Below are 24,589 nucleotides of genomic sequence, written 5' to 3'. Positions count from 1 at the left end.
GAAAGTAACATGCGGACCAGCACTTTGTGAGCCTCGCCAAGGAAGAACCATGCAACGCAAGACCTTCGCCGATGCCGAATGCCCCATCGCCCGCAGCCTGGAACGGGTCGGCGAATGGTGGAGCATCCTGATCATGCGCGATGCGCTACAGGGCCTGCGCCGCTTCGACGAATTTTCCCGCAGCCTGGATATCGCGCCGAACATGCTCACCCGGCGCCTGAACGCGCTGGTGGAGGCGGGCCTGCTCGAACGCCAGCCCTACAGCCAGCGCCCGCTGCGCTATCAGTACGTGCCCACGGCCAAGGGCGAGGATTTTCGCGTCGTGCTCATGGCTTTCGTCGCCTGGGGCAATCGCCACTACGCAGAGGAAGGGCAGAGCGTGCAGCTCGTCGAGCGAACAAGCGGGCGGCCGGTGCGCTCGTTCATGGCGGCTCTCGCCGATGGCCGAACGGTACCGCTGGAGCAATGCACCGTGCAGGCCGGGCCTGCCGCCAGCGAGGAAATGCGCCAGCGCCTGGCGGCCATGCCGGAGCGGAGCGAGCTACCGGCTCGATGAACGGGCTCCCTGGCGTCCGCCGCCTGGTCGAGGAGACGGACGAGGCGTTCGCGGTTCTGTTCCTTGTAGCTGGCCATCGTTCGCGGTCGTGGTTGGGAAAAACGCGATCGTCGAGGCTTGCGCATGGCGCTGGCAGGTCCGCCTCGCGAGCCGTTCGGCAACACCGCGAGCCCTCGGCCTGCTAGAGTGTGCAGCCTCGTTCGCGGAGGTCTGCATGCGTATTCTCGCCGATGAAAACATTCCCGTGGTCGACGCCTTCTTCGCCGACCAGGGCTCCATTCGCCGCTTGCCCGGGCGCGCCATCGACCGCGCGGCGCTGGCCGAGGTCGACGTGCTGCTGGTGCGCTCGGTCACCGAGGTCAGCCGCGCCGCGCTGGCCGGCTCGCCGGTGCGCTTCGTCGGCACCTGCACCATCGGCACCGACCACCTTGACCTCGACTACTTCGCCGAGGCCGGCATCGCCTGGTCCAGCGCACCCGGCTGCAACGCCCGCGGGGTGGTGGACTACGTGCTCGGCTGCCTGCTGGCGATGGCCGAGGTGCGCGGCGCCGACCTGGCCGAACGCACCTATGGGGTGGTCGGCGCCGGGCAGGTCGGCGGGCGGCTGGTGGAGGTGCTGCGCGGGCTGGGCTGGAAAGTGCTGGTCTGCGATCCGCCGCGCCAGGCACGCGAGCCGGACGGCGAGTTCGTCTCGCTGGAACGGCTGCTGGCCGAGGCCGACGTGATCAGCCTGCACACTCCGCTGAACCGCGACGGCGAACACCCGACCCGCCACCTGCTGGATGGACCCCGCCTGGCCGCCCTGCGTCCCGGTACCTGGCTGGTCAACGCCAGCCGTGGCGCGGTGGTCGACAACCAGGCCCTGCGCCGCCTGCTCGAAGGCGGCGCCGACCTGGAAGTGGCGCTGGACGTCTGGGAAGGCGAACCGCAGGCCGACCCCGAACTGGCCGCGCGCTGCCTGATCGCCACTCCGCACATCGCCGGCTACAGCCTGGAAGGCAAGCTGCGCGGCACCGCGCAGATCTACCAGGCCTACTGCGCCTGGCGCGGCATCGCCGAACGCGTGAGCCTGCAAGACGTGCTGCCGGAAACCTGGCTCGCCGGCCTGCAGCTCAACCCCGGCTGCGACCCGGCCTGGGCGCTGGCCACGCTGTGCCGCGCGGTGTACGACCCGCGCAGCGACGACGCCGCCTTCCGCCGCAGCCTGACCGGCGACAGCGCCACCCGCCGCGCCGCCTTCGACGCCCTGCGCAAACACTACCCGCCGCGCCGCGAGATCACCGGCCTGCGCGTCGCCACCGGTGGACAGGCGGAGTTGCAGCGGGTGGTGCGGGCGCTGGGGGCGCAGTTGGTCTAGGGGCGTGCGGCTGGGTCGATTCCTGTCTCCGCACCTACCCGAGCAACTGCTCGGGCGTCTCCTGCCGCCGATAGGGAAACACGTCGATCACCTTGCCCTCGCGGATCTGCTCCTGCAGGCCCTGCCAGTATTTGGCGTCGTAGAGGTTGCCGTGCAGCTTGGCGAATAGCCGGCGCTGGTTGAGGTCGACGAACAGGAAGCGCGGGAATTCTTCCGGGAACACATCGTTGGGCCCCACCGAATACCAGGGCTCGGACGACATCTCGTCCTCGGGGAAGCGCGGCTCGGGGATGTAGCGGAAGTTCACCTCGGTGAGGTAGCAGATCTCGTCGTAGTCGTAGAACACCACCCGGCCATGGCGGGTCACGCCGAAGTTCTTCAGCAGCATGTCGCCGGGGAAGATGTTCGCCGCCGCCAGTTGCTTGATCGCCAGCCCGTAGTCGTTCAGCGCCTCGCGGGTCTGTGCCTCGCTGGCGTTCTCCAGGTAGATGTTCAGCGGGGTCATGCGCCGCTCGGTCCAGCAGTGGCGGATCAGCACCACGTCGCCTTCCATCACTACCGTCGACGGCGCCACTTCCAGCAGCTCGGCCAGGCACTCCGGCTCGAACTTGCTCACCGGGAAGCGGAAGTCGGCGAACTGCTGGGTGTCGGCCAGGCGTCCGACCCGGTCGTGGTTCTTCACCAACTGATACTTCTGGATCACCGTGGCGTGGTCGACGCTCTTCGAGGGGTTGAAGCGGTCCTTGATGATCTTGAACACCGTGTTGAAGCCGGGCAGGGTGAACACGCTCATCACCATGCCGCGCACGCCGGGGGCCATGACGAAGCGGTCGTCGGTGGTCGCCAGGTGGTTGATCAGGGCGCGGTAGAACTCGCTCTTGCCCTGCTTGTAGAAGCCGATCGAGGTGTACAGCTCGGCCAGGTGCTTGCCCGGCAGCAGGCGCTTGAGGAAGGCCACCAGCTCGGCCGGCACCGGCACGTCGACCATGAAGTAGGAGCGGGTGAAGGAGAAGATGATCGAGACTTCCGCCTCGTCGGTGATCACCGTGTCGAACTGGATGCCGTGGCCCTCGCGGTGCAGCAGCGGGAACACCAGCGGCCACTGCTCGTCCGGGGTGAACAGGCGGCCCACCAGGTAGGCGCCCTTGTTGCGATAGAACACCGAGCCGATCAGCTCGATGGCCAGGTCCGGGTCCTTGCACACCCAGTCCGGCAGGTTGCTGTGCAGCAGTGCGTCGATCCGTTCGAGGTCGCGCTCGCGGTCGTCGTAGGGCACGTCGAAGCGGTAGTCGTCGAAGATCTTCTCCAGCGCCTGGCGCAGGTCGCCGCCTGGCCGGTAGGTGCGGGTGTAGGGCGCGCGGGCGTGGGCGCGCAGCGAGGGCCGGGTGGTGTGCACGAACATCGTGCCGTCGCTGATGTTGTCGTGGCTGAACAGCCCGCAGAAGATCGAGTTGAACCAGGTCTCGGCCAGCTCGTCGTCCAGCCGCAGGTCGATCTGCGCGATGTAGGCGCTCTTGATGATCGGCCAGCGCTCCACGTCCAGCAGCTCGCTGTCGGCCAGCCCCGCGCGCAGCCCGGCCACCGTCTCGGCGACCTTTTCCTCGTAGAGGTTGATCCGCTGCGCCGAGGCGCGCTGCGCTTCCTGCCACTGCGCCTGCTCGAAGCGGGCACGGGCGCCGTCGGTGATCTCGCGGAACTGCTCTCGGTAATCGTCGAAACCGCGCAGGATGAGGGCGGCGATTTCGCTGGCTGGGGCGCTCTGGACCATGCTGGCGTCCTTTCGTTGTTCGAAGGTCGAGCTTAGCCAGAGCCGCGCGGCAGGGAAAGCGCGATCTCCGACCGGCTGGTCGAGCCCGGCGCAGACGCTTATGCTGGGTGGCCAGACAGCCCAGGGATGACCGCAATGACCGCCGAATCGCCGACGATCCGCCTCGAACGCTACAGCGAACGCCATGTGGAAGGCCTCACCGCCCTGTACAACGACCCCGCCGTGGCCCGCCAGGTCCTGCAGATGCCCTACCAGTCGGTGGAGCAGCGCCGCAAGCGCCTGCACGACAGCGCGGACGACGACCGCCTGCTGATCCTCGTCGCCCTGCACCAGGGCGACGTCATCGGCAGCGCCAGCCTCGAACAGCACCCGCGCATCCGCCGCAGCCACAGCGGCAGCATCGGCATGGGCGTCGCCGTCGCCTGGCAGGGCAAGGGCGTCGGCAGCCGCCTGCTCGGCGAACTGCTGGACATCGCCGACAACTGGATGAACCTGCGCCGCGTCGAACTCACCGTCTACACCGACAACGCCCCGGCGCTGGCGCTGTATCGCAAGTTCGGCTTCGAGACCGAAGGAGAGATGCGCGACTACGCGGTGCGGGACGGGCGCTTCGTGGATGTGTACAGCATGGCGCGCTTGCGGAGGGTCGAGGGGCGGGTGGGGGAGTGAGGGTGGCCGGGAGACTGCCTCCGGCCAGCAGTGGCCTATTTAAGGACCGCTCCAGCCCACCGATACAGGTGACTCAGCCACGCGAAACTCAGCAGTGCAGAAGTGTGGTTCCCCCCAGCTAGAGTTCGGACACCTTCGGGGCTTTTTTCATGAGCGTGTCAGTCGCGGCGATGCACCGAGCGACCGGCGGCGAAGGTTTCCTTCACCGTGCGGTCGTCGCCGAGGATGGTCAGCGCGAACAGCCGTTCGGCCAGGCTGCCGGCCTGGCTCAGGCGGTAGGAGAGCAGCGGGGTGGCGTGGTAGTCGAGGACCACGAAGTCCGCCTCGTTGCCGGTGGCGAAGCTGCCGATCCGGTCGTCCAGCTCCAGCGCACGGGCGCCGCCGAGGGTGGCGAGGTAGAGCGACTTGAACGGATCGAGGCGGGCGCCCTGCAACTGCATGACCTTGTACGCCTCGTTCAGGGACTGCAACTGGGAGAAGCTGGTGCCGGCGCCGACATCGGTGCCGAGGCCGACCTTGACCTTGTAGCGCTCCAGCTTCGGCAGGTCGAACAGACCGCTGCCGAGGAACAGGTTGGAGGTCGGGCAGAACGCCACTGCCGAGCCAGTCTCCGCCAGGCGCTGGCATTCGCCGTCGCACAGGTGCACGCCATGGGCGAACACCGAGCGCGGCCCGAGCAGGCCGTGGTGGTCGTAGACGTCCAGGTAGCCGCTGCGCTCGGGGAACAGCTCCTTCACCCACTCGATTTCCTTGAGGTTCTCCGACAGGTGGGTGTGCAGGTATACGCCGGGATGCTCGCGCAGCAGCCGCGCCGCCATGTCCAGCTGTTCCGCGGTGCTGGTCGGGGCGAAGCGCGGGGTCACCGCGTAGAGCAGACGGCCCTGGCCGTGCCAGCGCTCGATCAGCGCCTTGCTGTCGCGGTAGCTGCTCTCGGCGGTGTCGGTCAGGTAGTCCGGCGCGTTGCGGTCCATCATCACCTTGCCGGCGATCAGGCGCAGGTCCAGGCGCCGGGCGGCCTCGAACAGCGATTCCACCGATTGCCGGTGCACGCTGCCGAAGACCAGCGCGGTGGTGGTGCCGTTGCGCAGCAGTTCCTGCAGGAAGATCTCGGCGACCTGGTCGGCATGGGCCTGGTCACCGAATTGGCGCTCGGTGGGGAAGGTATAGGTGTTCAGCCAGTCCAGCAGTTGTTCGCCGTAGGAGGCGATCATCCCGGTCTGCGGGAAATGGATGTGGGTATCGATGAAGCCGGGGGTGATCAGCGCGTCGCGGTACTCGAAGACCTCGACCTCGCCGATCTCGCCGAGCAGGGTTTCGGCGTCACCGAGGCGAGCGACCTTGCCGTCCTCCACCAGCAACAGGCCGTCCTCGAAGTATTCGTAGGAGCGTTCGACGCCGACCTCCGCGGGGTCGGCGATGCTGTGCAGGATGGCGGCGCGGTAGGCTTTGGCGTTGCGGGTCATGGCAGTCTCGAAAAAAGGTTCGTGGGAGGTCCGCCGCCTGGCGGCGGACGCGGGGGAGCGGGGGGCCGCTCAGGATTCGTGGGCGCGGCGCGACTCCGGGGTCAGCCGGGTGACGCTCGACGGCCCCTGCTTGCGTTCCAGGCCGAAGGCGGCGTTGTAGGTGGCGATCACCTCGCCGGCGATGGAGATGGCGATCTCCGCCGGCAGCTTGCCTTTCACCTGCTCCAGGCCCATCGGGCAGCGCATCCGTTGCAGGCGTTCGGCGTCGACGCCACGTTCGCGCAGGCGGTGCTCGAACTTGACGCGCTTGGTCTTCGAGCCGATCAGGCCGAAGTAGGCGAAGTCGTTGCGCGCCAGGATCGCCGCGGTAAGCTCCAGGTCCAGCGGGTGATTGTGGGTCATGACGATGAAGTGGCTGCCGGGCGGCATCCGCTCGACCTCGTCGAGCACTTCGTCGTTCACCACTTTCTCCACGCCGTCGGGCAGGAGCGCGGGAAATTCGTGTTCCCGCGAATCGATCCAGCGCACCCGGCAGGGCAGGCTGGCGAGCAAGGGTACCAGGGCGCGACCGACGTGGCCCGCGCCGAACACGGCGATGTGTGCCTGCGGCTGGCCCATCGGCTCGAACAGCAGCACCGTGGCGCCGCCGCAGCACTGGCCGAGACTGGCGCCCAGGCTGAAGCGCTCCAGGCGGGTGTCCTGGGTCCGCGCGGCGAGCATTTCCCGGGCAATGGCCTGGGCCCTGTATTCCAGGTGGCCGCCGCCGATGGTGTCGTAGAGCCGCTCGGCGCTGACCACCATCTTCGAGCCGGCGTTGCGCGGGGTCGAGCCGCGCTCCTCGATGATGGTCACCAGGACGCAAGGTTCGCCGCTACGCTGCAACTCGGCCAGGGCGCTGATCCAGTTCATCTCGTCATCCTCCCGATCGCGGCGGTTCAGGCCGGTTCGACCGCGGCGTCCGCCGCTTGCGCCTGGGCGGCCTTCAGCCGGCGCATCTGTTCCACGCCCCAGAGCACCCGCTCGGGCGTCGCCGGCGCGTCGATGGCGGGTTGCGCGCGGTAGTCGGCGAGGCTGGCCACGGCGTCCTTGATCGCGCACCAGACCGAGATGCCGAGCATGAACGGCGGCTCGCCCACGGCCTTGGAATGGAACACGGTCTGCTCCGGATTCTTGCGGTTCTCCAGCAGTTTCACCCGCAGGTCCAGCGGCATGTCGGCGACGGCGGGAATCTTGTAGCTGGCCGGGCCGCTGGTCATCAGCTTGCCCTTGGCGTTCCAGACCAGTTCCTCCATGGTCAGCCAGCCCATGCCCTGGACGAAGCCGCCTTCGACCTGGCCGATGTCGATGGCCGGGTTCAGCGAGTCGCCGACGTCATGCAGGATGTCGGTGCGCAGCATGCGGTATTCGCCGGTGAGGGTATCGACTATCACCTCCGAGCAGGCGGCGCCGTAGGCGAAATAATAGAAGGGCCGGCCACGGGCCTGCTCGCGGTCGTAGAAGATCTTCGGCGTGCGGTAGAAGCCGGTGCTGGACAACGAGACCTGGCCGAAGTAGGCCTGCTGGATCAGTTCCTCGAACGGCAGGATCAGCTCGCGGATACGCACCTGGTTGTTGCGGAACTCGACGTCTTCCTCGCTGACCTTCCAGTGCCGCGCGGCGAACTCCACCAGGCGCCGCTTGATGGTTTCGGCGGCATTCTGCGCGGCCTTGCCGTTCAGGTCGGTGCCCGAGGAGGCGGCGGTGGGGGAGGTATTGGGTACCTTGTCGGTATTGGTGGCGGTGATCTGGATGCGCTCCACGTCGACCTGGAAGACCTCGGCGACCACCTGGGCGACCTTGGTATTGAGGCCCTGGCCCATCTCGGTGCCGCCATGGTTCAGGTGGATGCTGCCGTCGGTATAGATGTGGATCAGCGCACCTGCCTGGTTGAGGAAGGTCGCGGTGAACGAAATGCCGAACTTCACCGGGGTCAGCGCCAGGCCTTTCTTCAGGGCCGGGCTGGCGGCATTGAAGGCACGGATTTCCTCGCGGCGGCGGGCGTACTCGCTGCTCGCTTCCAGCTCGGCGGTCATCTCCGCCAACAGGTTGTGCTCGACGGTCTGGTGGTAATGGGTGACGTTGCGCTCGTTCTTGCCGTAGTAGTTGAGCTTGCGCACCTCCAGCGGGTCCTTGCCCAGGCTGCGGGCCACGGCGTCCATGATCTCCTCGATGGCGACCATTCCCTGGGGCCCGCCGAAACCGCGGTAGGCGGTGTTCGAGGCGGTGTTGGTCTTGCAACGGTGGCCGTTGATGGTGGCGTTACCCAGGAAGTAGGCGTTGTCCGAGTGGAACATGGCGCGGTCGACGATCGAGCCGGAGAGGTCCGGCGAATAGCCGCAATTGCCGGCCAGGTCGATCTGGATGCCGTGCAGGCGGCCATCGTCGTCGAAGCCGACGTCGTATTCGACGTAGAACGGGTGACGCTTGCCGGTGATCTGCATGTCCTCCATGCGCGGCAGGCGCATCTTCGCCGGACGCCCGGTGTGGTAGGCGACCACCGCGCACAGGCAGGCCGGCGCCGCGGCCTGGGTTTCCTTGCCGCCGAAGCCGCCGCCCATGCGGCGCATGTCGATGACGATGCGGTTGAAGGAAACCCCGAGGACCTCGGCCACCAGCTTCTGCACTTCGGTGGGGTTCTGCGTCGAGCAATAGACGATCATGCCGCCGTCTTCGCTGGGCATTACCGAGGAAATCTGCGTTTCCAGGTAGAAATGCTCCTGGCCGCCGATGTGCAGCGTGCCTTGCAGGCGATGCGGCGCGCCGGCCAGCGCGGCGGCGGAGTCGCCGATGCGGTGCTGGTGGCTGTCGAGGACGAAATGGCGCTTGCGCAGGGCCTCGACCACGTCGAGCACCGGTTCCAGGTCTTCGTACTCGACGATCGCCGCCATGGCCGCCTTGCGCGCGGTTTCCAGGCTGTCGGCGGCGACCGCCAGGACCATCTGTCCGACATACTCCACCTTGCCATCGGCCAGCAGCGGGTCGCCGGCCACCACCGGGCCGATGTCGAGCTGGCCGGGAACGTCGGCGGCGGTGAGGGCGATGGCGACGCCGGGGAACTGGTAGCAGGGCGTCACGTCGAGGCGGGTGATGCGGGCGTGGGCGCGCTCGCTCAGGCGCGCATAGACGTGCAACTGGTTGGGAAACTCCAGGCGATCGTCGATGTAGATCGCCTCGCCGCTGACGTGCTTGGGGGCGCTTTCGTGCTTGACGCTGCGGCCGACTCCGGTGGTCAACTCGGCGCGGAACAGGTCGGCCAGCTCTTCCTGGCTCTTGTGCGGCTTGCGATGGTTAGACATAGGCGGTCACCCGGGTTTCGACGGCGGGAGCGTGCAGCTCCAGGAAGCATTTGCGCAGCAGGTTCTGCGCGGTCAGCAGGCGATATTCCTTGCTCGCGCGGAAGTCGCTGAGCGGGGTGAAGTCGTTCGCCAGGGCGGCCGCGGCGCGTTCGAAGCTGGCGGCTTCCAGGCGGGCGCCTTGCAGCGCCGCTTCGCAGGCGGCGGCGCGCTTGGGAATCGCCGCCATGCCGCCGAAGGCGACCCTGGCGCGGGCGATCCGGCCATCTTCCAGGTCGAGGCTGATGGCGGCGCAGACCGCGGAAATATCGTCGTCGATGCGCTTGGAGACCTTGTAGGCCTTGAACGCCTGGCTGGGCCGGGCACGCGGGACCAGGATCTTCTCGATGAACTCGCCTTCTTCGCGGGCGGTGACCTTGTAGTCGAGGAAGTACTCCTCCAGCGGCAGCTCGCGGCGCCGTTCGCCGCGGCGCAGGACGATCTTCGCGCCGAGGGCGATCAGCAGCGGCGGGGCGTCGCCGATCGGCGAGGCGTTGCCGATATTGCCGCCGAGAGTGCCCTGGTTGCGGATCTGCAGGGACGCGAAACGCTGCAGCAACTCGCCGAAGTCCGGGTAGTCCGCGGCCAGCGCCTGGTAGCAGTCGGTCAGCGGGGTGGCGGCGCCGATTTCCAGGCAGTTGGCGCCCACTTCGATGCGTTTCATTTCGCGGATGTGGCCGACATAGATCATCACCGGCAGTTCGCGATGGAACTGGGTGACCTCCAGCGCCAGGTCGGTGCCGCCGGCCAGCAGGCGTGCCTGCGGATTGGCGCCGTAGAGGTCGGCCAGGTCGGCGACGGTGAGCGGCAGCAGGCAGCGCCGGTCACCGCTGTTCAGCTCGGCGGTTTCGCGCGGAGCGATGGCGCGCAATTGCTCGATGGTGGCGGCTTCCCGGGCGTCGAACTGGTCTGCGCGCTTGTGGCAGCAGGCCTGCTCGGCGGCGTCGAGGATCGGCCGGTAGCCGGTGCAGCGGCAGAGGTTGCCGGCGAGCGCCTCGTGGGCCTTGGCCGGATCGGCGCCGGCGCTGTTCTTCTGCAGGGCGAACAGCGACATGACGAAACCCGGCGTGCAGAACCCGCACTGCGAGCCATGGCAGTCGACCATCGCCTGCTGCACGTCGTGCAGGCGGTCCTGGTGCTTGAGGTCCTCGACGGTGATCAATTGCTTGCCGTGAAGGGCGGAAACGAAGGTCAGGCAGGAGTTCAGGCTGCGATAGCGGATGCGTTCGGCACCATCCTCGCCGGTGACCAGTTCGCCGACCACCACGGTGCAGGCGCCGCAATCGCCGGAGGCGCAGCCTTCCTTGGTGCCGGTCTTGCCGAGGTGCCGGCGCAGGTAGTCGAGGACGGTGAGGTTGGGGTCCAGGCGTTCTTCGACGCGGATCTCCCGGTTGAGCAGGAACCTGATCAAGGCGTGCCTCCAGGCGGGTTCTTGTTATTGAATTCTAGGCCTTGCAGGAGAACCGGCCGGAGTGGGGCGGTTTCCGCACAGGGCCCCACGGTAGGAGCTATGGAGGCGAATCTAGAAAAAACTGACTTTTGAGTCAAATAATTTTTTGACCTGTAGGTCAGTCAGTTTGCCCATAAACGAAAACGGCACCCGAAGGTGCCGTTTCCCAGGGGCGGGACGCTCAGATGCGCTGGGTGTCGGTAAGCTGGTATTCCTCGCCGGCATAGTAGGCGCGCACCTTCGGGTCCATCACCGCGCGCCAGAGCGGTGGGAACAGGGCGAGGACGATCATCCCGGCGTAGCCGTTGGGCAGTTGCGGGCTGCTGTCGTAGTGGCGCAGCACCTGGTAGCGGCGCTTGGCGTAGGCATGGTGGTCGGAATGGCGCTGCAGGTGGAAAAGGAACAGGTTGGTCAGGAGGAAATTGCTGTTCCACGAGTGTTCCGGCGTGGTGCGTTCGTAGCGGCCGTTGTCCAGGCGCCGCCGATGCAGGCCGTAGTGCTCGACGTAGTTGACGATCTCCAGCAGGGTGAAGGCCATCACCGACTGGCCGAGGAAGAAGATCGCTCCCAGCCAGCCGAAGGCCAGGCTGAAGCCGAGCAGGAAGAGGGCGCTGATGGCGTACCACCAGATCAGCTCGTTGCGCCAGTGCAGGGCCGGCAGGCCCTTGCGCTTCAGGCGCTCGGCCTCCAGGCGCCAGGCGTTGAGGAAGTTGTGCTTGTAGGCGTGCGGGAGGAACGAGTAGAGGCTCTGGCCGTAGCGCGAGGACGAGGCATCTTCCGGGGTCGAGACGTGTACATGGTGGCCGCGCACGTGTTCGACCTTGAAGCCGGCATAGCACACCGCCGCCAGCAGCAGGCCGCCGGCGTTCTGTTCCAGTTGCGGGTCCTTGTGGATCAGTTCGTGGGAGACGGTGATGCCGATGGCGCCCATCACGGTGCCCACCGACAGGATCCAGCCCAGTTGGCCGACCCAGTCCCAGCGGGTCTCGTGGGCGAGGATCCAGCCGGACCAGACGAGCATGCCCAGCAACAGCGGGACGGTGGCCAGGGACAGTACGCGGTAGTAGCCCTGTGCTTCCATCTCCGGCACTTCGCTGGCTTCCTCGGGGTTGGCCGGATCGCGGCCGACGATGGCATCGAGGATCGGGATCAGCCCGAACACCACGCTGATCACCAGCCAGGGCCAGGCGTTGGGGTAGTCGCTACCGAGCGACCACCAGTAGCTGAGCGGGATGCCGAGCACCGCGATCAGCCAGATCCAGTAGCCGTACTTTTTCAGACGCAGCATCCAGGCAGAGGAAAGCGAGGCAAACATGGGAAGTCCTCGTATTTATCTTGTTAGATTGTCTGACAATTGTCCTCCCTTGACCGGCCTGCCCCATCCCAACCTTCGTTCTGTCCGCCGCTTCGCCGGGAAGCCGGCGGGGTAACGCCCTGTGTTACACTTCCCATCCATATACCCCCGGAAAACGCGCCCCTGGATAAAAGGATCACCATGACGTTCAAGGCCCCGGACAGCCTGGCAGAGCAGATCGCCCACCACCTCGCGGAACGCATCATCCGGGGAGAACTCAAGGAACGGGAACGTATCCAGGAGCAGAAGGTCACCCAGACCCTCAACGTCAGTCGCGGCTCGGTCCGCGAGGCGCTGCTGATTCTCGAACGCCGCCACCTGGTGAACATCCTGCCGCGCCGCGGCGCCCAGGTGTCCGAACTGTCCCCGCAACATGTGGAAAGCCTCTACGCGCTGATCGTGCAGCTCTACATCCTGCTGGCGGAAAGCGTCGCCCGGCGCTGGCGCAGCGAAGCCGAGCTGGCACCGTTCCTGGTCATCCAGCAGCGCCTGCTGAACAACCTGGCGCAAAGCGATATCGACGGCTTCGTCGAGGCCAGCTTCGACATCATGCGCGCGGCCTTTCCTTTCGCGAACAATCCCTACCTGCAGGAGACCGTCGAAAACCTGCTGCCGGCGGTGAGTCGCGCCTACCACCTGGCGCTGGAACGGCGCAAGGCGGAAATGAACCAGTTCCTCGGCAGTTTTGCTCAGCTCCTGCAAGCGGTGATCGCCCGTGACGAGGCGAGGATCCGCGAGGTCCTGCTGGAATACGGCCGCCACAACTGCCAGCTGGTGCTGGCCGCGCTCGCCGAACGCTGATGGCGACCCTGGCGGGAGCGCACGCATGCGCCTGAAGAGCATCAAGCTGGCGGGGTTCAAGTCCTTCGTCGATCCGACCACGGTGAACTTCCCCAGCAACATGGCGGCAGTGGTAGGGCCGAACGGCTGCGGCAAGTCGAACATCATCGACGCGGTGCGCTGGGTGATGGGCGAAAGCTCGGCGAAGAACCTGCGCGGCGAGTCGATGACCGATGTCATCTTCAACGGCTCGAATACCCGCAAGCCGGTGAGCCAGGCGAGCATCGAGCTGATCTTCGACAACGCCGAGACCACCCTGGTGGGCGAATACGCCCAGTACGCCGAGATATCCATTCGCCGGCGGGTCTCGCGGGATGGGCAGAACACCTATTTCCTCAACGGCACCAAGTGCCGGCGGCGCGACATCACCGACATCTTCCTCGGCACCGGCCTGGGGCCGCGCAGCTACTCGATCATCGAACAGGGCATGATCTCCAAGCTGATCGAGGCGCGTCCGGAAGACCTGCGCAACTTCATCGAGGAAGCCGCGGGCATTTCCAAGTACAAGGAGCGCCGCCGCGAAACCGAAAGCCGCATCCGTCGGACCCAGGAAAACCTGGCACGCCTCACCGACCTGCGCGAAGAGCTGGGGCGGCAACTGGAACGCCTGCACCGGCAGGCCCAGTCGGCGGAAAAATACCAGGAACACAAGGCCGAGGAGCGCCAGCTCAAGGCCCAGCTGGGCGCCGTGCGCTGGCGCGACCTGAACGAGCAGGTCGGTCAGCGCGAGCGGGTCATCGGCGACCAGGAGATCGCCTTCGAGGCCCTGGTGGCCGAGCAGCGTGGTGCCGATGCCGGCATCGAACGGCTGCGCGACGGCCATCACGAGTTGTCCGAACGCTTCAACCAGGTGCAGGCGCGCTTCTATTCGGTCGGCGGCGACATCGCCCGGGTCGAGCAGAGCATCCAGCATGGCCAGCAGCGCCAGCGCCAGTTGCAGGACGACTTGCGCGAAGCCGAACGGACCCGCCAGGAAACCGAATCGCACCTCGGGCACGACCGTACCTTGCTCGCGACCCTGGCCGAGGAAATGGCCATGCTCGCACCGGAACAGGAACTCAGCGCGGCCGCCGCGGAAGAAGCGGGCATCGCCCTGGAACAGGCCGAGCAGGGCATGCAGGCCTGGCAGCAGCAGTGGGATGCCTTCAACCAGCAGAGCGCCGAACCCCGCCGCCAGGCCGAGGTGCAGCAGTCGCGCATCCAGCACCTGGAGCAGAGCCTGGAGCGCCTGCAGGATCGCGAGCGGCGCCTGCAGGAGGAGCGTGGCCAGTTGGCGGCCGACCCCGAGGACGCGGCGATCCTCGAACTCAACGAACAGGTGGCGATCGCCGAACTGGCCCTGGAAGAACTGCAATTGCAGGAGCAGGGCCAAGCCGAGCGACTCGAACAATTGCGCCAGGAATTGCAGCAACTGGCCGCCGAACAGCACCAGGCGCAGGGCGAGTTGCAGCGCCTGAACGGGCGCATCGCTTCGCTGGAGGCCCTGCAGCAGGCCGCTCTCGATCCCGGACAGGGCGCCTTGGAGTGGTTGCGCGAGCAGGGCCTGGAACAACGTCCGCGCCTCGCCGAAGGCTTGCGTGTCGAGCCGGGCTGGGAGCTGGCGGTGGAGACCGTGCTCGGCGCGGATCTGCAGGCGGTCTTGCTGGACGGCTTCGACGGGCTCGCCCTGGCCGGCTTCGGCAAGGGCGAGCTGCGCCTGCTCAGCCCCGCTCGCGGAGCCGCGACGGCGGCCGGTTCGCTGCTGGACAAGGTCCGCGCCGACGCCGACCTGAGTCCCTGGTTGGCCCGGGTGAAACCGGTGGAGACCCTGGAACAGGCGCTCGCCCAGCGCGGCGCCCTGGACGACGGCGAGAGCCTGATCAGTCGCGATGGCTACTGGGTCGGCCGGCACTTCCTGCGGGTCCGGCGCAGCGACGAGGCCCAGGGCGGCATGCTCGCCCGCGCCCAGGAACTGGAGGCGTTGCAGGAGCGGCGGGAGGCCCTGGAAACCCGTGTCGCCGAAGGCGAGGAGCGTCTGGCTGCGGCCCGCGACGAGCAGCGCGAGCTGGAAGGCGCGCGCGAGCAGGTGCGGCGCCAGGTCCAGGAGGAGGGGCGCCGGCACGGCGAGCTGAAGGCGCAGTTGTCCGCGCAGCAGGCCAAGGTCGAGCAACTGGTACTGCGTCGCCGCCGTCTCGACGAAGAAGTGGCGGAACTGGCCGAGCAGCGCGCGCTGGAACAGGAGCAACTGAGCGAGGCGCGCCTGACCCTGCAGGAAGCGCTGGATAGCATGGCGCTGGACACCGAGCGCCGGGAAACCCTGCTGGCGGAGCGTGACGCCCTGCGCGAACGGCTCGACCGGATTCGCCAGGATGCCCGCACCCACAAGGACCATGCGCACCAGTTGGCGGTGCGGGTCGGCTCGCTGAAGGCGCAGCACAATTCCACCCAGCAGGCCCTGGAGCGCCTCGACCAGCAGTCGGCGCGCCTCAACGAGCGTTGCGAACAGCTCAACCTCAATCTGGAGGAGGGGGCGGCACCGCTGGAAGAGCTGCGCATGAAGCTCGAGGAGTTGCTGGAGCGGCGGATGGCCGTCGAGGACGAACTCAAGCAGGCGCGGCTGGCCCTGGAAGACGCCGATCGCGAACTGCGCGAGGTGGAGAAGCGCCGCGGCCAGGCCGAGCAGCAATCGCAACTGCTGCGTGGCCAGCTGGAGCAGCAGCGCCTGGAGTGGCAGGGGCTGGTGGTGCGGCGCAAAGCCTTGCAGGAGCAGCTCGCCGAAGACGGCTACGACCTGCATACGGTACTGGCCAACCTGCCCCTGGATGCCAGCGAACGCGATTGGGAGGAGCGTCTCGAGAGTCTCGCGGCGCGCATCCAGCGTCTGGGGCCGATCAACCTGGCGGCGATCGAGGAGTACCAGCAGCAGTCCGAGCGCAAGCGCTACCTGGACTCGCAGAACGACGACCTGGCCGAAGCGCTGGAGACGCTGGAAAACGTCATCCGCAAGATCGACCGGGAAACCCGCAATCGTTTCAAGGAAACCTTCGACCAGATCAATGCTGGCCTTCAGGCATTGTTCCCGAAGGTATTCGGCGGCGGTACGGCATATCTGGAACTTACCGGCGAAGATCTACTCGATACCGGTGTGGCGATCATGGCGCGCCCGCCGGGCAAGAAGAACAGCACCATCCACTTGTTGTCCGGCGGGGAAAAGGCGCTGACCGCGCTGGCGCTGGTATTCGCCATCTTCCAGTTGAACCCGGCGCCGTTCTGCATGCTCGACGAAGTCGATGCGCCATTGGACGATGCCAACGTCGGACGTTATGCGCGATTGGTGAAGGAGATGTCGGAAAAGGTGCAGTTCATCTATATCACCCACAACAAGATCGCCATGGAAATGGCCGATCAGTTGATGGGCGTGACCATGCATGAGCCGGGCTGTTCACGGCTTGTTGCAGTTGACGTGGAAGAGGCGGTCGCATTGGCTGAAGCCTGAGTGTCAGGCAGTGTAAACTTGTGCATGGGCATGTTAGTTTAATGGCCACTTTTTGTATCGCGTGGGAAAGTTCTGTCAGAACAAGGTTGGCTCCACGTTTCAAGGGACAGGACGTCCTTTTTTCATTTTTTATTCACCATTTTCACTAGGGGCTACGGAATTACATGGATATCGGTCTGCGCGAATGGCTTATCGTTATCGGGCTTATCGTGATCGCCGGCATTCTCTTCGACGGTTGGCGGCGGATGCGGGGCGGCAAGGGCAAGTTGAAGTTCAAGCTCGACCGCAGTTTCGCCAATCTGCCGGACGACGACGGCGACTCGGCTGAACTGCTGGGGCCGGCGCGCGTGGTCGAGCATCGCGAGCCATCCTTCGACGAACAGGACCTGCCCAGCGTCAGCGCCCGCGAAGCCAAGGAACGCAAGGGCGGCAAGCGCCAGGAAGAGCCGCGCCAGGGCGATCTGGACCTCGACGAGGGGCTGGCCCTGGAGGCGGACCCGAGCGATGCCGCCGAGACGGTGGAGCCGCGCAAGGGCAAGTCGAAGGGCCGCAAGGAGAAAGAGCGGGAGAAAGCCCCTGCGGTTGCTGCCGAACCTGCCCCGGTCGACGAGGTGCTGATCATCAACGTCATCGCCCGCGACGAGAGCGGCTTCAAGGGGCCGGCATTGTTGCAGAACATCCTCGAGAGCGGCCTGCGCTTCGGCGACATGGACATCTTCCATCGCCACGAAAGCATGGCCGGCAATGGCGAGATCCTGTTCTCCATGGCCAATGCGGTGAAACCGGGCACTTTCGACCTGGACGACATCGACAACTTCAGCACCCGCGCCGTGAGCTTCTTCCTCGGCCTGCCGGGGCCGCGCCATCCGAAGCAGGCCTTCGACGTGATGGTTGCCGCCGCGCGCAAGCTGGCCCACGAGCTGAACGGCGAGCTGAAGGACGAGCAGCGCAGCGTGTTGACCGCCCAGACCATCGAGCACTACCGCCAGCGCATCATCGACCATGAGCGTCGCAGCCTGATGCAGAAGCGCTGATCCGGCCACAGCCCCTTTCTTCGTACGGGAGGGGGCGAACTACTCTATAGAGCAGCCGAGGCTGCTCTTTTCGTTTCACGGACTCCCACCATGACCGACACCCAGGCTGCCGCCGAACGCATCGCGCAACTGCGAACCGAACTGGACACCCACAATTACCGTTACTACGTGCTCGACGAACCGAGCATTCCCGACGCCGAATACGATCGCCTGTTCCGCGAGTTGCAGGCGCTGGAGGCCGAGTACCCGCAACTGCTGACGCCCGACTCGCCGACCCAGCGGGTCAGCGGCACGCCGGCCTCGGCGTTCGGCGAAGTGCGCCATGAGATCCCCATGCTCAGCCTCGGCAACGCCTTCGAGGAGCAGGACCTGCTGGACTTCGACCGCCGCGTACGCGAAGGACTGGCCGACCTGTTGCCTGGCGGCGACCTGCTCGGCGGTGGCGCGGAGGTCGAGTACAGTTGCGAGCCGAAGCTGGACGGCCTGGCCGTCAGCCTGCTCTACGAACGCGGCCAACTGGTGCGCGGCGCCACCCGCGGCGATGGCAGCACCGGCGAGGACATCACCAGCAACGTACGCACCATTCGCAACGTACCGCTGAAGCTGCACGGCGAAGGCTGGCCGGAGATCCTCGAAGTGCGCGGCGAGGTGTTCATGTCCAAGGCCGGTTTCGAGGCGCTCAACGCCAAGGCCGTGGAAACCGGCGGCAAGACCTTCGCCAACCCGCGCAACGCGGCGGCCGGCAGCCTGCGCCAGCTGGATTCGAAGATCACCGCCAGTCGCCCGCTGGAATTCTGTGCCTACGGCTTCGGCCAGGTCAGCGGGACGCTGCCGGACACCCAGGTGGGCATCCTCGAGGCGTTCCGCGGCTGGGGTATCCCCATCAGTCGCGAGCTGCGCCTGGTCAAGGGCGCCCAGGCCTGCCGCGACTACTACGACGACATCGGTCGCCGACGCGATGCGCTGGCCTACGAGATCGACGGCGTGGTGTTCAAGGTCAACCGCATCGCCTTCCAGCGCGAACTGGGCTTCCGCGCGCGCGAGCCGCGTTGGGCGATCGCCCACAAGTTCCCCGCGCGCGAGGAGCTGACCGAGCTGCTGGGTGTCGAGTTCCAGGTCGGCCGCACCGGCGCCGTGACCCCGGTGGCACGCCTCAAGCCGGTGCAGGTGGCCGGCGTCACGGTGTCCAATGCGACCCTGCACAACATGGATGAAGTCGCCCGCCTGGGCCTGCGCATCGGCGATACGGTGGTGATCCGCCGTGCTGGCGATGTGATTCCGCAGGTCATGCAGGTGGTGCTCGAGCGCCGCCCGGCGGATGCGCAGGCTATCGAGGTGCCCGAGCATTGCCCGGTCTGCGGCTCGGCCGTGGAGCGGACCCAGTTGGTCAAGCGCAGCAAGGGCAAGGAGTCGATCAGCGAGGGCGCCATCTATCGCTGCGTCGGCCGCCTCTCCTGTCAGGCGCAGTTGAAGCAGGCGATCATCCATTTCGTATCGCGCCGGGCAATGGATATCGACGGTCTTGGCGACAAGATCGTCGAGCAACTGGTGGATCGCGGGCTGGTCGCCTCGCCGGCGGATCTCTATACCCTGACCTATGAACAGGTGTTCGAGCTGGAAGGGTTCGCCGAGCTGTCCACCAACAACCTGCTGACGGCCATCGCCGATAGCCGCAAGCCTTCGCTGGCGCGCTTCATCTTCGCCCTGGGGATTCCCGACGTCGGCGAGGAAACCGCCAAGCTGCTGGCGCGTTCGCTGGGTTCGCTCGAGCGGATCGGCAAGGCGCTCCCGGAAGTGTTGACCTACCTGCCGGACGTCGGCGCCGAGGTAGCCTACGAGATCCACAACTTCTTCGCCGACGAGCACAACCGCCAGGTGATCGCCCAGTTGCGCGATGCCGAACATGGCGTGCAGTTGCAGGAAGAGGGCGAGGTCGCCGCGGAGTTCGCCGCTTGTGCCTCGCTGGCCGGTTTCATCGACAAGCTGAACATTCCCTTCATCGCCGCCACCGGCGCGGAAAAGCTGGCCAGCCGCTTCGGTTCGCTCGACGGCATCATCCGCGCCGACTGGCTCGATCTACGCCAGGTGGAGCGTCTGCCCGAGCGAGCGGCGAAAAGCCTGCGCGATTTCTTCGACGAGCCGGCCAACGTGCAGCGTGCCCTGGCCATCGAGGCGCAGTTGCGTGAGTTCGGCATGCATTGGCAGAGCGAGCGCAAGGCGGTCGAAGGCCTGCCTCTGGCCGGGCAGACCTGGGTGCTGACCGGCACCCTGGAGGCGATGAGCCGGGACGTGGCCAAGGACAAGCTGGAAGGGCTCGGCGCCAAGGTGGCCGGCTCGGTGTCGGCCAAGACCCACTGCGTGGTCGCCGGGCCCGGCGCCGGCTCGAAGCTGGCCAAGGCCAACGAGCTGGGCGTGAAGGTGCTCGACGAAGACGGCCTGCTGAAACTGTTCGACGAGCACGGCGTCGCCCGCTGAAGCGGCGGCGCTGCTGCGAAAGATTTCCGAAGACTGGAGTTAACGATGGACAAGGCAAGAAAGCAGCGGTTGCTGGGCGTGCTCGCATTGGTGGTGCTGTTCGGCGCCTACGTGGGTTGGAGCGAGCGGCCGCGCATCCTGCTGCATTACAGTGGCCAGGCTTCGGCGCCGATCGCCTACAGCTACAAGGAGCAGGGCGTGGAAACCTTCTCCGGGGAGATCCGGCCCGGCCAGGTCCGCGAGTTTCCGGTGAAGCTGTTCGGCGGCAGCGATTACCGGATCGCCTTCTCCTTCCATCGCGGTGAGGAGAAGTATGCGTCGTTCAGCACCAAGCCGGGCTGGGGCACCCTGGACCTGTATGTCGATACCGAGCTGAGCGTATCGACCCAGCCGCCGCCGGAGGGTCTGATCCAGCAGCAATGAACCGCTTCCGCGAAATGGATTGCAAACGTAAGTGCTTGAAGTGGTTGTAACTTACGCGTAAGCCGGTAGAATGGCGCGGCCTACCCGAGGGTAGGCTGCAATGGTGGCCCTGTCGGTCCCCCCGCAACGATTACCCGTCAACCTGGTCAGGTCCGGAAGGAAGCAGCCACAGCGGGAACATCGTGTGCCGGGGTGTGGCTGGCGGGGCCGCCTCCATTTCAGGCCCGCCATTTTCCGCACGCCGCCGCCGCTCTTATCGGTAGCGCTGCAGTATCTCCTCGATCTCTCCGCTGCGCTTCATTTCCTCGAACGTCTTCAGTATCGCTTCCACCGGAACCTCTGCGGAGTCCCGCACCATGCAGCTCACCGCCGTCTCTTCGAGCTGCGCGGCTTCCTGGAGTGGCGGCTGCCCCGGCGCCTGGCGGTTGCTCCAGTGCAGCGACAGTTGATGGCTGACCGCGTAGCGGTAGCGGCCGGCGCGCAGCTTTTCCAGCACCAGATCCTGGGTGCGCGCATCGTCGCGGCGCAGTCGGCCGATGTCGAACAGCGCTTGCAAGCGGGGATAACTGTAGCCAAGGACGGTACCGATACGCTGGGCCGGCAGCGCCTCGGGAATCGGCGCGAAGCCTTCGCGGGCGACCAGGATGTCGCGTTGCACCAGCAGCGCGACGCTCCAGCGATAGCCGGGGAAGTCGTGGCTGAGCCAGGCGGGGCTGATGTAGCAGCGGACATCGATTTCGCCAGCGTTCATCGCCTGCTCGATGCGCCCGCGCGGGTAGGGGTGGTAGAGCGCCTTGCGGCCGACCTGCCGGGCAAGGGAGCGGGTGATGTCGTAGACGATGCCGTCGATCGGCTGGCCCCGTTGCAGGCGGACCAACGGCATGCTCCAGCTTTCCATCACCGAGAAGCGCAATGGCGTCGCGTCGGTCTCCGCGGCCGTCGCTGGCAGGGCCGCGAGCAACTGCAGCAGGAGCAGCGCAGGTGCGCCGAAATGAGGCATGAACGATGTCAGGGAAGGTAGAGTCATTGCCACCGACGAGGGCTGCTGAAGGGCCAGGGGAATTCTTAGCACGCAGTTTGCCAAGTCGGCGAGCGCAGAAGGGGTAAATTGCGCTAGCATTGGCCGACTTGTGCTTCCCTTCTGCGACGGTTTTCGATGAGTTATCAAGTTCTTGCGCGTAAATGGCGTCCCCGTTCCTTCCGTGAAATGGTCGGCCAGACCCATGTGCTCAAGGCTCTGATCAACGCCCTGGACAACCAGCGGCTGCACCATGCCTACCTGTTCACCGGTACCCGCGGGGTCGGCAAGACCACCATCGCGCGGATCCTGGCCAAGTGCCTGAACTGCGAGACCGGGGTCAGCTCCACGCCGTGCGGCGAATGCTCGGTCTGTCGCGAAATCGACGAAGGCCGCTTCGTCGACCTGATCGAAGTGGACGCCGCGAGCCGGACCAAGGTCGAGGATACCCGCGAGCTGCTCGACAACGTGCAGTACTCGCCGACCCGCGGACGCTACAAGGTCTACCTGATCGACGAAGTGCACATGCTTTCGTCGCACAGTTTCAATGCGCTGCTCAAGACCCTCGAGGAGCCGCCACCGCACGTCAAGTTCCTGCTGGCCACCACCGACCCGCAGAAGTTGCCGGTGACCATCCTCTCGCGCTGTCTGCAGTTCTCCCTGAAGAACATGCCGCCGGAGCGGGTGGTCGAGCACCTGACCCACGTGCTCGGAGCCGAGAACGTGCCCTTCGAGGATGACGCCCTGTGGTTGCTCGGGCGCGCCGCCGACGGCTCGATGCGTGACGCCATGAGCCTGACCGACCAGGCCATCGCCTTCGGCGAGGGCAAGGTGCTGGCCGCAGACGTGCGGGCGATGCTCGGTACCCTCGATCACGGCCAGGTCTATGGCGTGCTCCAGGCCTTGCTGGAGGGCGATGCGCGCGCCCTGCTCGAAGCGGTGCGCCACCTGGCCGAGCAGGGGCCGGACTGGGGCGGCGTGCTTGCCGAAATACTCAACGTGCTGCACCGCGTCGCGATCGCCCAGGCCCTGCCGGAAGCGATCGACAATGGCCAGGGCGACCGCGAGCGGGTGCTGGCCCTGGCCCAGGCGTTGCCGGCGGAAGACGTACAGTTCTATTACCAGATGGGCCTGATCGGCCGCCGCGACCTGCCGCTGGCGCCCGATCCGCGTAGCGGCTTCGAGATGGTGTTGCTGCGGATGCTCGCGTTCCGCCCGGCGGACGCCGACGGCGCGCCGAGGACGCCGCTAAAGGACCTGGGGATCAGCAAGGCCACGACTGATCCCGCCAACTCCCCCGTGGCCGGCGCGGCCTCGCCTGCGCCGGTCGCTACCGTTGCTCCCGCGCCTGTCGTGGCTGCGCCCGTCGAAGCCCCGGCTGCCCCGCCGGCAGCGCCATCCGCGCCGCCGGTGGCGGTCGAGGCGCGCGTCACGGAAGCGGTTGTCGAAGAGCCCGCCGCTGCGGCAGAGGTCGTCGACTTGCCCTGGGAAGAGCCGGCGCCGAGCCTCGCTGCCGAGCCCGAGCCCGAGCCCGAGCCCGAGCCCGAGCCCGAGCCCGAGCCCGAGCCCGAGCCGCTAGCCGTGGAGGCTCCCTCGATCCCTCCGGCAGTGGCGGTCGAGGCGGTGGTGGAAACCGTTCTGGAAGCCCTGCCGGCTGCGTTGCCGGTAGCACCTGACGAGCAGGACGAGCAGGACGACGAGCCACCGCCCGCAGACGACTACTACGAAGTCGACATGGATACCCTGGCCTACCTGGATGCCGCGCCCGAGCCTGACGTGGTCGTGGTGGAGGAGCCGCTGCCGGCGGCGAAGCCGGCCACCGGCCTGGCCGCGGAGTGGCTGGAGCTGTTCCCGCGGCTCGGCCTCGGCGGCCTGACCGCCAGCATCGGTGCCAACTGTACGCTGGTAGCTGCCGACGGCGACCACTGGCATCTGCATCTCGATCCGGGCCAGAGCGCGCTGTTCAACGCCACCCAGCAGCGGCGGCTGAACGATGCGCTGAACCAGCACCTGGGGCGCACCCTCAAACTGGAGGTGACCCTGCAGAAGCCTGAGCAGGAGACCCCGGCCCAGGCAGCGGCACGCCGGCGTGCCGAGCGCCAGCGGGCGGCCGAGGCATCGATCGATGCCGACCCGTTGGTCCGGCAGTTGCGCGAGCAGTTCGCCGCGGTGGTCCGTGACGGTACCATCGAACCTTTGGAAGCCAAGGCCTGACCGGCGCTTGGCGCACGCAACAAGACGACATTCGAGGTGAAGAACATGATGAAAGGTGGCATGGCCGGCCTGATGAAGCAGGCGCAGCAGATGCAGGAAAAGATGCAGAAGATGCAGGAAGAACTGGCCAACGCCGAAGTGACCGGGCAATCCGGCGCCGGTCTGGTCAGCGTGGTGATGACCGGGCGCCACGACGTCAAGCGCGTCAGCCTGGACGACAGCCTGATGCAGGAAGACAAGGAAATCCTCGAAGACCTGATCGCGGCCGCGGTCAACGATGCGGTGCGCAAGATCGAGCAGAACAACCAGGAAAAGATGTCCGGCTTCACCTCGGGCATGCAACTGCCGCCCGGCTTCAAGATGCCCTTCTGATCCCGCGTTCGTGCCGGGTCCGCCTTCTTCGGACGGCGCCCGGCAGCCATTCCCCTCCCTCTATCCGACGAGTCCTGCATGAGTTTCAGCCCGCTGATCCGCCAACTGATCGAGTCCCTGCGCATTCTTCCCGGTGTCGGGCAGAAGTCGGCCCAGCGCATGGCGCTGATGCTGCTGGAGCGCGATCGCAGCGGCGGCCTGAAGCTGGCCCAGGCGTTGACCGCCGCGATGGAAGGGGTCGGTCATTGCCGGCAGTGCCGTACCCTCAGCGAGGAGGAGTTGTGCCCGCAGTGCGCCGACCCGCGACGCGACGACTCGCTGCTCTGCGTGGTGGAAGGCCCGCTGGACGTATTCGCGGTGGAGCAGACCGGCTACCGCGGCCGCTATTTCGTGCTCAAGGGACACCTGTCGCCGCTCGACGGCCTGGGGCCGGAGGCGATCGGCATTCCCGAACTGGAAGCGCGGATCAGGGACGGAGCCTTCAGCGAGGTGATCCTCGCCACCAACCCCACCGTGGAAGGCGAGGCCACCGCCCACTATATCGCCCAGCTACTGGCCGGCCGCGGCCTGACCTTGTCGCGTATCGCCCATGGCGTGCCGCTGGGTGGCGAGCTGGAGCTGGTCGATGGCGGCACCTTGGCCCACGCCCTGGCCGGACGGCGGCCGATCTCCTGAGCTCTGTGCCTCCCGTATCCATAGGACGGGCGGCCTATACGCCCTCGCCGATGGCCAGTTTCCCGTATTGAAAAC

Annotated in this window: 18 protein-coding genes and 1 other RNA gene; 12 read left to right on the top strand and 7 right to left on the bottom strand. The window is 66.6% G+C overall.

The features are described 5' to 3' along the window. Positions 1-49: 49 nt before the first annotated feature. Together ACI766_RS18215 and pdxB are read left to right on the top strand one after the other, a co-directional pair. A complete protein-coding gene (locus ACI766_RS18215; RefSeq protein ID WP_003086962.1) occupies positions 50-556 on the top strand; it encodes a winged helix-turn-helix transcriptional regulator in 507 nt (168 codons plus the stop codon). A gap of 214 nt (positions 557-770) precedes the next feature. Further along, complete coding sequence (gene pdxB, locus ACI766_RS18210; protein WP_003159900.1) at positions 771-1,913, top strand: 4-phosphoerythronate dehydrogenase PdxB; 1,143 nt, start codon at positions 771-773, stop codon at positions 1,911-1,913. A 34-nt stretch (positions 1,914-1,947) separates the two neighbouring features. On the opposite strand, the gene aceK is transcribed toward pdxB, so the two are convergent. Next, positions 1,948-3,681: a bifunctional isocitrate dehydrogenase kinase/phosphatase gene (gene aceK, locus ACI766_RS18205; protein WP_003082886.1), complete on the bottom strand. Its 1,734-nt coding sequence runs from the start codon at positions 3,679-3,681 to the stop codon at positions 1,948-1,950. 135 nt (positions 3,682-3,816) lie between these two features. Here aceK and ACI766_RS18200 point away from each other — a divergent pair, with 135 nt between their 5' ends. After that, a complete protein-coding gene (locus ACI766_RS18200) occupies positions 3,817-4,350 on the top strand; it encodes a GNAT family N-acetyltransferase (protein WP_003082887.1) in 534 nt (177 codons plus the stop codon). Between the two features lie 158 nt (positions 4,351-4,508). Here ACI766_RS18200 and guaD read toward each other — a convergent pair whose 3' ends face one another. The 5 genes from guaD to alkB2 all read right to left on the bottom strand — a co-directional run bounded on the left by guaD (position 4,509) and on the right by alkB2 (position 11,949). After that, positions 4,509-5,813: a guanine deaminase gene (gene guaD / locus ACI766_RS18195; protein WP_003083342.1), complete on the bottom strand. Its 1,305-nt coding sequence runs from the start codon at positions 5,811-5,813 to the stop codon at positions 4,509-4,511. Positions 5,814-5,882: 69 nt separating this feature from the next. Next, the gene (xdhC, locus tag ACI766_RS18190) at positions 5,883-6,722 is read right to left on the bottom strand and encodes a xanthine dehydrogenase accessory protein XdhC (protein WP_003083344.1); all 840 of its coding nucleotides are present in this window, start codon (positions 6,720-6,722) and stop codon (positions 5,883-5,885) included. A gap of 26 nt (positions 6,723-6,748) precedes the next feature. Continuing rightward, positions 6,749-9,148, bottom strand: coding sequence for a xanthine dehydrogenase molybdopterin binding subunit (xdhB, locus tag ACI766_RS18185; RefSeq protein ID WP_023122204.1), 2,400 nt, complete (start codon positions 9,146-9,148; stop codon positions 6,749-6,751). Beyond that, the gene (gene xdhA, locus ACI766_RS18180) at positions 9,141-10,595 is read right to left on the bottom strand and encodes a xanthine dehydrogenase small subunit (RefSeq protein ID WP_003083347.1); all 1,455 of its coding nucleotides are present in this window, start codon (positions 10,593-10,595) and stop codon (positions 9,141-9,143) included. The genes xdhB and xdhA overlap by 8 nt, the downstream gene beginning before the upstream one ends. A 220-nt stretch (positions 10,596-10,815) precedes the next feature. Next, complete coding sequence (gene alkB2 / locus ACI766_RS18175; protein WP_003083349.1) at positions 10,816-11,949, bottom strand: alkane 1-monooxygenase AlkB2; 1,134 nt, start codon at positions 11,947-11,949, stop codon at positions 10,816-10,818. Between the two features lie 180 nt (positions 11,950-12,129). Between alkB2 and ACI766_RS18170 the strand changes: the two genes are divergently transcribed. The 6 genes from ACI766_RS18170 (at position 12,130) to ffs (ending at position 20,442) form a co-directional block, all read left to right on the top strand. Further along, entirely contained in the window at positions 12,130-12,789 is a 660-nt protein-coding gene (locus ACI766_RS18170; RefSeq protein ID WP_003083350.1) for a GntR family transcriptional regulator, read from the top strand. A gap of 25 nt (positions 12,790-12,814) precedes the next feature. Then, on the top strand, positions 12,815-16,303 hold the full coding sequence (gene smc, locus ACI766_RS18165; protein WP_003083351.1) for a chromosome segregation protein SMC: 3,489 nt from the start codon (positions 12,815-12,817) through the stop codon (positions 16,301-16,303). A gap of 164 nt (positions 16,304-16,467) precedes the next feature. Then, on the top strand, positions 16,468-17,337 hold the full coding sequence (gene zipA / locus ACI766_RS18160; RefSeq protein WP_003083352.1) for a cell division protein ZipA: 870 nt from the start codon (positions 16,468-16,470) through the stop codon (positions 17,335-17,337). Positions 17,338-17,427: 90 nt separating this feature from the next. Continuing rightward, positions 17,428-19,812 carry an NAD-dependent DNA ligase LigA gene (ligA, locus tag ACI766_RS18155; RefSeq protein WP_003114675.1) on the top strand — a complete coding sequence of 795 codons (2,385 nt, stop codon included), beginning with the start codon at positions 17,428-17,430 and terminating at the stop codon, positions 19,810-19,812. Positions 19,813-19,857: 45 nt separating this feature from the next. Further along, positions 19,858-20,235 (top strand): hypothetical protein, encoded by a 378-nt coding sequence (locus tag ACI766_RS18150; RefSeq protein ID WP_003083354.1) that lies wholly within the window; start codon positions 19,858-19,860, stop codon positions 20,233-20,235. 110 nt (positions 20,236-20,345) lie between these two features. After that, positions 20,346-20,442: signal recognition particle sRNA small type (ffs, locus tag ACI766_RS18145), an RNA gene on the top strand. Positions 20,443-20,488: 46 nt separating this feature from the next. Here the strand turns inward: ffs and ACI766_RS18140 are convergent. After that, positions 20,489-21,355 (bottom strand): substrate-binding periplasmic protein, encoded by an 867-nt coding sequence (locus ACI766_RS18140; protein ID WP_003120462.1) that lies wholly within the window; start codon positions 21,353-21,355, stop codon positions 20,489-20,491. Between the two features lie 36 nt (positions 21,356-21,391). On the opposite strand from ACI766_RS18140, the gene dnaX reads away from it, so the two are divergent. The 3 genes from dnaX (at position 21,392) to recR (ending at position 24,514) form a co-directional block, all read left to right on the top strand. Then, a complete protein-coding gene (dnaX, locus tag ACI766_RS18135) occupies positions 21,392-23,467 on the top strand; it encodes a DNA polymerase III subunit gamma/tau (protein ID WP_031684762.1) in 2,076 nt (691 codons plus the stop codon). Between the two features lie 45 nt (positions 23,468-23,512). Then, positions 23,513-23,839, top strand: a complete 327-nt coding sequence (locus tag ACI766_RS18130; protein ID WP_003087236.1) for a YbaB/EbfC family nucleoid-associated protein — start codon at positions 23,513-23,515, stop codon at positions 23,837-23,839. A gap of 78 nt (positions 23,840-23,917) precedes the next feature. Continuing rightward, positions 23,918-24,514: a recombination mediator RecR gene (recR, locus tag ACI766_RS18125; protein WP_003087237.1), complete on the top strand. Its 597-nt coding sequence runs from the start codon at positions 23,918-23,920 to the stop codon at positions 24,512-24,514. The last annotated feature ends 75 nt before the right edge of the window (positions 24,515-24,589 follow it).

Origin of the sequence: Pseudomonas sp. DL, from assembly GCF_047199225.1 — a bacterium.
Classification (GTDB): Bacteria; Pseudomonadota; Gammaproteobacteria; order Pseudomonadales; family Pseudomonadaceae; genus Pseudomonas; species Pseudomonas aeruginosa.
The sequence above is the reverse complement of the archived record's forward strand: the minus strand, read 5'-3'. Positions and strand labels throughout refer to the sequence as shown.

Excerpts from the sequence above, each read along its gene's own strand:
- ACI766_RS18215 (WP_003086962.1), top strand. The coding sequence starts at position 50 with ATGCAACGCAAGACCTTCGCCGATGCCGAATGCCCCATCGCCCGCAGC.
- pdxB (WP_003159900.1), top strand. The coding sequence starts at position 771 with ATGCGTATTCTCGCCGATGAAAACATTCCCGTGGTCGACGCCTTCTTC.
- aceK (WP_003082886.1), bottom strand. The coding sequence starts at position 3,681 with ATGGTCCAGAGCGCCCCAGCCAGCGAAATCGCCGCCCTCATCCTGCGC.
- ACI766_RS18200 (WP_003082887.1), top strand. The coding sequence starts at position 3,817 with ATGACCGCCGAATCGCCGACGATCCGCCTCGAACGCTACAGCGAACGC.
- guaD (WP_003083342.1), bottom strand. The coding sequence starts at position 5,813 with ATGACCCGCAACGCCAAAGCCTACCGCGCCGCCATCCTGCACAGCATC.
- xdhC (WP_003083344.1), bottom strand. The coding sequence starts at position 6,722 with ATGAACTGGATCAGCGCCCTGGCCGAGTTGCAGCGTAGCGGCGAACCT.
- xdhB (WP_023122204.1), bottom strand. The coding sequence starts at position 9,148 with ATGTCTAACCATCGCAAGCCGCACAAGAGCCAGGAAGAGCTGGCCGAC.
- alkB2 (WP_003083349.1), bottom strand. The coding sequence starts at position 11,949 with ATGTTTGCCTCGCTTTCCTCTGCCTGGATGCTGCGTCTGAAAAAGTAC.
- ACI766_RS18170 (WP_003083350.1), top strand. The coding sequence starts at position 12,130 with ATGACGTTCAAGGCCCCGGACAGCCTGGCAGAGCAGATCGCCCACCAC.
- smc (WP_003083351.1), top strand. The coding sequence starts at position 12,815 with ATGCGCCTGAAGAGCATCAAGCTGGCGGGGTTCAAGTCCTTCGTCGAT.
- zipA (WP_003083352.1), top strand. The coding sequence starts at position 16,468 with ATGGATATCGGTCTGCGCGAATGGCTTATCGTTATCGGGCTTATCGTG.
- ligA (WP_003114675.1), top strand. The coding sequence starts at position 17,428 with ATGACCGACACCCAGGCTGCCGCCGAACGCATCGCGCAACTGCGAACC.
- ACI766_RS18150 (WP_003083354.1), top strand. The coding sequence starts at position 19,858 with ATGGACAAGGCAAGAAAGCAGCGGTTGCTGGGCGTGCTCGCATTGGTG.
- ACI766_RS18140 (WP_003120462.1), bottom strand. The coding sequence starts at position 21,355 with ATGCTAGCGCAATTTACCCCTTCTGCGCTCGCCGACTTGGCAAACTGC.
- dnaX (WP_031684762.1), top strand. The coding sequence starts at position 21,392 with ATGAGTTATCAAGTTCTTGCGCGTAAATGGCGTCCCCGTTCCTTCCGT.
- ACI766_RS18130 (WP_003087236.1), top strand. The coding sequence starts at position 23,513 with ATGATGAAAGGTGGCATGGCCGGCCTGATGAAGCAGGCGCAGCAGATG.
- recR (WP_003087237.1), top strand. The coding sequence starts at position 23,918 with ATGAGTTTCAGCCCGCTGATCCGCCAACTGATCGAGTCCCTGCGCATT.